Origin of the sequence: Dietzia sp. DQ11-44 (assembly GCF_014145205.1) — a bacterium.
Lineage (GTDB): Bacteria > Actinomycetota > Actinomycetes > Mycobacteriales > Mycobacteriaceae > Dietzia > Dietzia natronolimnaea.
In genome coordinates this window covers 1-7,602 of record NZ_JAALEC010000163.1, presented here as the reverse complement: position 1 = coordinate 7,602, position 7,602 = coordinate 1, and the positions used below count along the sequence as shown (strand labels likewise).

7 protein-coding genes are annotated in these 7,602 nt (G+C 67.5%); all 7 read left to right on the top strand.

Features of this window, described 5'->3' with window-relative positions:
• Window positions 1-376: precorrin-6A/cobalt-precorrin-6A reductase (locus tag G6018_RS05120; RefSeq protein WP_182638975.1), on the top strand; the 376-nt coding region annotated here is incomplete at its 5' end.
• Between the two features lie 312 nt (window positions 377-688).
• Window positions 689-1,477 (top strand): ATP-binding cassette domain-containing protein, encoded by a 789-nt coding sequence (locus G6018_RS05115; protein WP_182616019.1) that lies wholly within the window; start codon window positions 689-691, stop codon window positions 1,475-1,477.
• Complete coding sequence (locus tag G6018_RS05110; protein ID WP_182638973.1) at window positions 1,474-2,286, top strand: ABC transporter ATP-binding protein; 813 nt, start codon at window positions 1,474-1,476, stop codon at window positions 2,284-2,286. Before G6018_RS05115 ends, G6018_RS05110 begins: the two co-directional genes overlap by 4 nt.
• Window positions 2,286-4,121: an AMP-binding protein gene (locus G6018_RS05105; protein WP_182638971.1), complete on the top strand. Its 1,836-nt coding sequence runs from the start codon at window positions 2,286-2,288 to the stop codon at window positions 4,119-4,121. The genes G6018_RS05110 and G6018_RS05105 overlap by 1 nt, the downstream gene beginning before the upstream one ends.
• Window positions 4,118-5,005, top strand: a complete 888-nt coding sequence (locus G6018_RS05100) for a branched-chain amino acid ABC transporter permease (RefSeq protein ID WP_179524134.1) — start codon at window positions 4,118-4,120, stop codon at window positions 5,003-5,005. Before G6018_RS05105 ends, G6018_RS05100 begins: the two co-directional genes overlap by 4 nt.
• Complete coding sequence (locus G6018_RS05095; protein WP_179524135.1) at window positions 5,002-6,228, top strand: branched-chain amino acid ABC transporter permease; 1,227 nt, start codon at window positions 5,002-5,004, stop codon at window positions 6,226-6,228. The genes G6018_RS05100 and G6018_RS05095 overlap by 4 nt, the downstream gene beginning before the upstream one ends.
• Window positions 6,229-6,259: 31 nt before the next feature.
• Window positions 6,260-7,543 (top strand): ABC transporter substrate-binding protein, encoded by a 1,284-nt coding sequence (locus G6018_RS05090; protein ID WP_179524136.1) that lies wholly within the window; start codon window positions 6,260-6,262, stop codon window positions 7,541-7,543.
• The last annotated feature ends 59 nt before the right edge of the window (window positions 7,544-7,602 follow it).

Here is a 7,602-nt window from a genome sequence, read left to right as displayed (position 1 = left end):
CGCCGCGGACCTCGGGGGCCGCCCGTTCCTCACCGTCGGCCGACAGTCACTGGCGAGGTTCGTCGGTCCGCTCGCCACCCGCGAGGCGCTGGTGAGGGTGGTCGACCCGCCCGAGGGGACGATCCCCGCCCGGTGGCGGCTCCTGCTCGACCGTGGTCCCTACTCGGCCGAGGGCGAGCGGGCGCTGTTCACCGCGCACCGGGCGGACGTGCTGGTGACCAAGGACTCGGGAGGCGTGCACACCTGGCCGAAGATGGCGGTGGCCGCCGAACTCGGGGTGCCGGTGGTCGTGGTGCGCCGCCCGGGGGCCGCTCCGGGTGTAGAGGTGGTGGCCGACGCGGTGTCCGCCGTCGACCGGGTCGGGACCCTGGCCTGAGGAGGCTCCGGACGCCGGGTTCCGGGCCGATCCACAGGGTCCGATGACGGGGTTAACACACGTGTAGAGACGATCGACGCCTCGCCTGGCCGCGTCCGTCCTCGCCGGACCCGATCTCGCGCGGGTCTGCATCGTCGCAGGTCAATCAGGTCGAGGACGGTGGACTGGCCTCACATATCACGACTCCGGCGCCACCCGCAGGGACTTCGCCCAGCCCGGCGCCGCCGAGAACATGATCAGAGAAATCGGCCTAAACACAGAAATGTTCGGACACCTGAGAATAGTGTGGTCTCCATCACACCAGGAGGCCGAGTGTTATCAGTTCGTAATCTCGAAGTCGTCTACGACGACGCGATGCTCGTCATCAGAGGTGCGAGTTTCGACGTGCCGGACGGCCACATCGTCGCGCTGCTGGGCGCGAACGGAGCCGGCAAGTCGACGCTGCTGCGCAGCCTCTCCGGACTACTCGATGTCCACAACGGGGCCATCACCAAGGGGTCGGTCACCCTCGACGGGGAGGACATCGGTTCGCTGAGCGCACCCGCGATCGCGCGACACGGCGTCAAGCACGTCCTCGAGGGGCGACGGATCTTCAAGGAGTTCTCGGTCGAGGAGAACCTGCGCATCGGCGCGCACGTCACGCGCCGCCACCTCCGCGAGGGCCTCGATCGCGTCTACGGGCTCTTCCCCGTCCTCCACGAGCGCAGGTCGCGAGTCGCCGGCTACCTGTCCGGCGGCGAGCAGCAGATGCTGGCGATCGGCCGGGCGCTCATGTCCGCACCGCGATACCTCCTGCTGGACGAGCCGAGCCTGGGCCTGGCGCCCAAGATGGTGGAGCAGATCCGGGACATCATCGTGGAGATCAACTCGCAGGGGACCGGGGTGCTGCTGGTCGAGCAGAACGCGGCGATGGCGCTGTCGATCGCCCGACACGGGTACGTGGTGGAGACCGGCCGCGTGGTCATGGACGGGCCCGCGGCGGACCTGCTCGACAACGACGACATCCGCGAGTTCTACTTGGGCGCGCGCTCGGACTCCGACGAGACGAAGTCCTATCGCGACGTCAAACAGTACCGGCGGCGCAAGAGGTGGGCGTCATGACGAACCCGTCCACCTCCACCCCGGTCGTCGAGTTCTCGCAGGTGAGCCTGGCCTTCGGGAACCTCAAGGCGATCGACGGCGTCGACTTCACCGTCAACCCGGACGAGCTCTTCGCGATCATCGGCCCCAACGGCGCCGGGAAGACCAGCATCTTCAACGTCCTCTCGGGCGTGTACCGGCCGCAGCAGGGGTCGGTGAAGCTCAGGGGACAACAGCTCCTGGGGATGCGTCCGCACAAGATCGCCCGCCTGGGGGTCGCCCGGACGTTCCAGAACGTCGAGTTGTTCGCCAACCTGACGTTGGTCGACAACCTCATGCTGGGCCGGCACGTGAAGTTCCGCTACGGCACGCTCGCGGCGATCGCCTGGGTGGGGCCGGCCAGACGCCAGGAGGAACTGAACCGCGCCGCGGTCGAGGAGATCATCGACCTGCTGGAGCTGCAGGCGTGGCGCAAGCTCCCGGTGGGCCTGCTGCCCTACGGCATCCAGAAGCGCATCGAGCTCGGGCGGGCACTGGCGATGGAGCCGGAGATCCTCCTGCTGGACGAACCCGTGGCCGGGATGAACCTCGAGGAGACCGAGGACACCGCGCGCTTCCTGCTCTCGATCCGACAGGAGTTCAAGACCCCCATGATCCTCGTCGAGCACGACATGAGCCTGGTGATGGACATCGCGGACCGCGTGCTGGCCATCGACTTCGGCGCCCCGCTGGCCCTCGGCACCCCTGCGGAGGTCCAGAGCCACCCGGCGGTGGTGGAGGCCTATCTGGGCGGCCAGGCCGCGGCGCCCGCGTCCGGAGGGGGGAGCTGATGAGCACCACCACTCTGGCCACTCGGGTCCGGGACAACGCCGCCGCCCACCCCGGGGACGTGGCACTGCGCAGGAAGTCCCGGGGTGTCTGGCAGCCGACCACCTGGGCGCAGTACTGGGACCAGATCCAGGACGTCGCGCACGCGCTGATCGCGCTCGGGATCGACACCCAGGACCGCGTCGCGATCCACAGCGAGAACCGCCCCGAGTGGCTGATCTGCGACATCGCGACAGTGGCCGTCCGGGGCGTCAGTGTGGGCGTCTATCCGACCAACCCGGCCGCCGAGGTCGGGTACCTGCTGGAGAACAGCCAGGTGAAGCTGCTGGTGGCCGAGGACCAGGAGCAGGTGGACAAGGCGCTGGCGGTCTCCGACCAGTGCCCCGACCTCGCGCACATCGTGTACCTGGAGCCGCGCGGGATCCGGGGACACTACGACGACGAGCGCCTCATCTACTGGGACGACTTCCTTGCACTCGGTCGCGAGCACCGTCAGAGGGACGACGGGGCGGTGAACCGGCGGATGGAGCAGGCACAGCCCGACGACCTGATCACCCTCGTCTACACCTCGGGATCGACCGGCCCGCCCAAGGGAGCCATGCTCACCACGTCCAACGTCGAGTTCGCGATCGACACCGTCATGACCCGCGGGGGGACGTCCGATCCGCCGCCGGGACCGTCCGACTACGTGCTCACCTACCTCCCGCTCTCGCACGTCGCCGAGCGCTTCTTCACCACCTGGATGAGCTGCGCGAGCCGGCTCCAGGTGACGTTTGCCGAGTCCATCGACACCGTCCCCCAGAACCTCCAGGAGGTGCAGCCCACCCTGGTGATGGGTGTTCCGCGGATCTGGGAGAAACTCCTGGCCTCGGCCCAGATTCGTCTGGAGGACGCCACCTGGCTCAAGCGGAAGTGGTCGGGCTTCTGGCTGGCGCGGGCCGAGCGGATCGGCGATGCCCTGGTCTCGAACGGCGGCCGGCACACCCCGGCCAGCCGCACGTGGTACGTGCTGGGGTGGATCTGCATGTACCGGGCGCTGCGGGTCCGGACGGGATTGCGGTACGCGCGCTACGCGGTCTCCGGAGCTGCGCCGATCGCCCCGGAGGTGCTCAAGTTCTTCATGGGGATCGGTGTACCGATGCACGAGCTCTACGGGATGACCGAGAACTCGGCGATCGCCACCACCAACAAGCCCGGACGGGTGAAGCTCGGAACCGTGGGTGAGCCCCACGAGGGCACCGAGCTGAAGATCGACGAGACCACGGGCGAGATCCTGGTCCGGAGCCCGGCGGTGTTCGCCGGGTACTGGCGCAACCCGGAGAAGACGGCCGAGACCATCGACGCCGAGGGCTGGCTCCACACCGGGGACGTGGGCGAATGGGTCGACGGGACCCACGTCACGATCACCGACCGGATGAAGGACATCATCATCACCGCCGGCGGCAAGAACGTGTCCCCGTCGGAGGTCGAGAACGCCCTCAAGGTGTCCCCCTACATCAAGGAGGCCCTCGTGATCGGCGACGGCCGCAGGTTCCTCACCGCGCTCATCGGGATCGAGCTCGACACTGTCGGCGACTGGGCCACCCGCAAACGGATCGCCTACACCACCTACCGCGACCTGACGGAGAAACCCGAGGTCCGCGAGCTGGTGCAGGGGGTCGTCGACACCGCCAACGAGAGGTTCAACGCCGTGGAGCAGGTCAAGGCGTTCGCACTGCTGCCCAAGGAACTCGATCACGACGAGGGCGAGCTGACCGCGACCCAGAAGGTCAAGCGCTCGGCGGTGACGGGGATGTTCGCGGACCTCGTCGACGAGCTGTACGAGGGGGCACGATGACCCAGTTCCTCAGTGCCCTGAGCGTCGGTCTGGGCTCGGGTGCCATCTACGCACTCGTCGCGATCGGCTTCGTCATGATCTTCAAGGCCACCGGCGTTATCAGCTTCGCGCAGCCCGCGTTCCTCATGTCCGGTGCGATCATCGTCAGCTTCCTCGCTCCGGTGATGGGCTTCTACGTCGGAGCGATCCTCGGGGTGGTCGCCATCGGCGTCGTGGCTCTGCTGGTCGAACGGACGGCGATCCGACCGATGATCGGCAAGGCGGTGTTCATCATCGCGATCATCACCGTGGGACTGGATATCGTCCTCCGCACGATCGCCGGCATGTTCCTGGGTTCTCAACCGCGGTCGGTCGGGGACCCGTGGGGAACCGACGTCTCGGTGATCGCCGGGGTCGTCGTCCAACACAGGCACGTGGCGGCGTTCGTCACCGCCACGGTGATCGTCATCGCCCTCCTGCTGTTCTTCCGGTATTCCTCGGTCGGCCTGGCGATGCGGGCGGTCGCCTCCGACCAGGAGGCCGCGATGGCCCAGGGGGTGAGCGCCAGCCTGATCTTCGCGCTGTCGTGGGCGATGGCCGGTGCGCTGGCCGCGATCGCGGGGATCTTCGCCGCGACCGGCGGTCCTATCGGCAACACCCTGTGGTTGGTGGGACTCATCGCACTGCCCGCGATCGTCATCGGCGGGTTCGACTCGATAGGTGGCGCGATCATCGGCGGCCTGACCATCGGTATCGCCCAGGCCGTCGTGTCGACCTATCACAACCAGTGGTTCCCGGAACTCACCACCAATCTCGGACCGCTGATGCCCTGGATCATCATGCTGGCGGTGCTTCTCGTCAGGCCACACGGACTGTTCGGCACCAAGGAGGTGGAACGGGTATGAGCCATCTCGTATCTTCAGCGGACCCATCCGATACCTCGAGCGGGTCCCGCGGGTCGGCCGGGTCCGCATCGGGATCCCCGACGTCGCAGTCGGGGGCCGGAGGTCGGACCGGTTTCTTCGGACGGCCCCGCGGTCGGCCGGAGCTGTACTCCAGTTACCGGCAGGAACAGGCGCTGTTCAACACGCGCGCCAAGGCGGTCGGCGCCGCGATACTCATCGGAATCGCGGTACTCCTGCCGTTCAACGTCAGCGACGACCTGTTGCGGATCCTCGGCCTGGGACTCGTTCTGGCCATCGGCGGTATCGGGCTCAACCTGATCACCGGCTACGCAGGTCAGATCTCCCTCGGCCACGCGTTCTTCGTCGGGGTCGGGGCGTACACCGCATCGGTGGTGGCCGGCGATCCCGAAGGGCGCGCACTGGGCCTGGGCATCACCTTCGTCCCGGTGTGGATCATCGCCGCGGGTGCGATGGCGGCGCTCTGCGGGGTGGTCGTCGCCCCCTTGGCCACCAGGCTGCGGGGTCTGTATCTCGCGGTGGTGACGCTGGGCCTCGTGTTCCTCGGCACCTACATCTTCACCGAGTGGTCGAGTGTCACCGGGGGGCCGGGAGTCGGTCGCGAAGCACCGCGCCCCGTCGTGTTCGGCAACGACCTCACCCTGGACAGTGCGTTCACCTCGGACCAGAAGCTGTACTGGTTCTTCCTCGCACTCCTCCTGATCGGGGCGCTCGCGGCCCGGAACATCGCCCGCTCGCGGATCGGGCGCGCCTTCGGGGCGATCCGCGATCGCGACATCGCGGCAGGTGTCATGGGCGTCGACCTGGCGCGCTACAAGCTCATCGCGTTCACGGTCTCGTCGTTCTACGCCGGCGTGTGCGGGTCACTGCTGTTCGTCGCGAACCGACACTTCGGGCCGGAGCAGTTCGGACTGATCATGTCGATCCAGTTCGTCGCCATCGTCTTCATCGGCGGGGCCGCGACCATCTCCGGGTCGATCATGGGCGCCCTGCTGATCGCGTCACTTCCCCGGATCTCGGCGGAGGTCGCCCACCTGTTCCCGTTCATCTCCACTGCACCCAACGCCAGCCCCAACATCTTCGAGGTCGAGGCGATTCTGTACGGCGGCCTCATCGTGGCGTTCCTGTTGTTCGAACCGCGCGGTCTGTACGGCGTGTGGCTGCGAATGCGGATGTATTGGAAGAGCTTCCCGTTCACCTACTGAACCCACCCACTGAACACCTGAGGAGAACACCATGAAGTCGAAGACACTACGCAGCGGGGTGGCCGGCCTGTCGGCGATCGCCCTGGTCCTGGCGGGCTGTGGCCGCGACGACGGCGGAGACACCGAGGTCGCCGGCGTCACCGAGGAACCGTGCCCACAGGCGATCGATGACTCGAAGGGCTGCATCTACCTGGGAGCGATCACCGACCTGACGGGACCGTTCTCACCGATCGGCGCCCCGATGATCGAGGGCTCCCAGGCCTACTGGCAGAACGTCAACGAGAACGGCGGCATCGGCGACTACGAGGTCGACATGGTGACCCACGTCCGGGACAACGCCTACAACGAGACCACCCACTCCCAGGAGTACCGGGAGATCAGGGACCAGGTCCTGATGTTGGCCCACTCGATGGGCACCGCCCACACCAACGGCATCCTCGACGACACCCGGCAGCAGAACATCGTCACGGTCCCCGCATCCCTGGGGTCGAACTGGCTGTTCGAGGAGGGCGTCATGGAGTTCGGCACCAGCTACTGTGCCGAGGCCATGAACATGGTGGACTACGCCGTCGACAACTTCGACGCGACGAGTGTCGGCGCGGTGCACTTCCCCGGTGACTACGGTGACGACGCCGCCAAGGGCGCGGAGATCGCCGCCGAGGAACGCGGTGTCGAGTTCACCCGGTACACCACGGCCCCCGGCGGGACCGACGAGCAGACCGCGGTGATCCAGCGGATCCTGGCCGATCAACCGGACGTCGTGGTCCTCTCCACCAGTGCGATCGAGACCGGCGCCATCGTGGGTGCCACCGTCGCGCAGGGGTTCGAGGGCCAGTTCATCGGTTCCACTCCCACGTGGAGCGCCGGTCTGATGGGAAGCCAGGCCGCGCCGGCACTCGAGGCGCGCTACCTGCACGCCGGAGCGGTGGCTCCGTGGGGCCACGACTCGGAAGGCCACATCGAGATGCGGGAGGTCGCCGAATCCATGGGGACCGAGCCCGATGACTGGTTCGTCCTGGGTTGGGGTGCCTCGTCGGTCATCCACGGACTCCTGGAGCAAGCGGTCGAGAACGATGAGCTCACCCGAAGCGGTCTCTACGAGTCGGTCGACTCGCTGACGGGGGTCGACACCGGTGGGATGTTCGCGGAGGGAGCCGGGGACTACTCGGGAGACGTCAACGAGAACGCGTCCCGCTCGAGCATCATCAACCGGATCGAGCCGGGCAGTCCCACGGGCCTCGTCCTGGAGGAGGAGTGGTACGAGGGACCCACGGCGGCCGACTTCGAGTACACGGAGGCGTGCTACCTGATGTGACCGCCCTGAGGTGATCCTCTCAGCGGATACCGGCCGCCCGTCGACCACTGTCGACGGGC

Excerpts from the sequence above, each read along its gene's own strand:
- G6018_RS05110 (WP_182638973.1), top strand. The coding sequence starts at position 1,474 with ATGACGAACCCGTCCACCTCCACCCCGGTCGTCGAGTTCTCGCAGGTG.
- G6018_RS05105 (WP_182638971.1), top strand. The coding sequence starts at position 2,286 with ATGAGCACCACCACTCTGGCCACTCGGGTCCGGGACAACGCCGCCGCC.
- G6018_RS05100 (WP_179524134.1), top strand. The coding sequence starts at position 4,118 with ATGACCCAGTTCCTCAGTGCCCTGAGCGTCGGTCTGGGCTCGGGTGCC.
- G6018_RS05095 (WP_179524135.1), top strand. The coding sequence starts at position 5,002 with ATGAGCCATCTCGTATCTTCAGCGGACCCATCCGATACCTCGAGCGGG.
- G6018_RS05090 (WP_179524136.1), top strand. The coding sequence starts at position 6,260 with ATGAAGTCGAAGACACTACGCAGCGGGGTGGCCGGCCTGTCGGCGATC.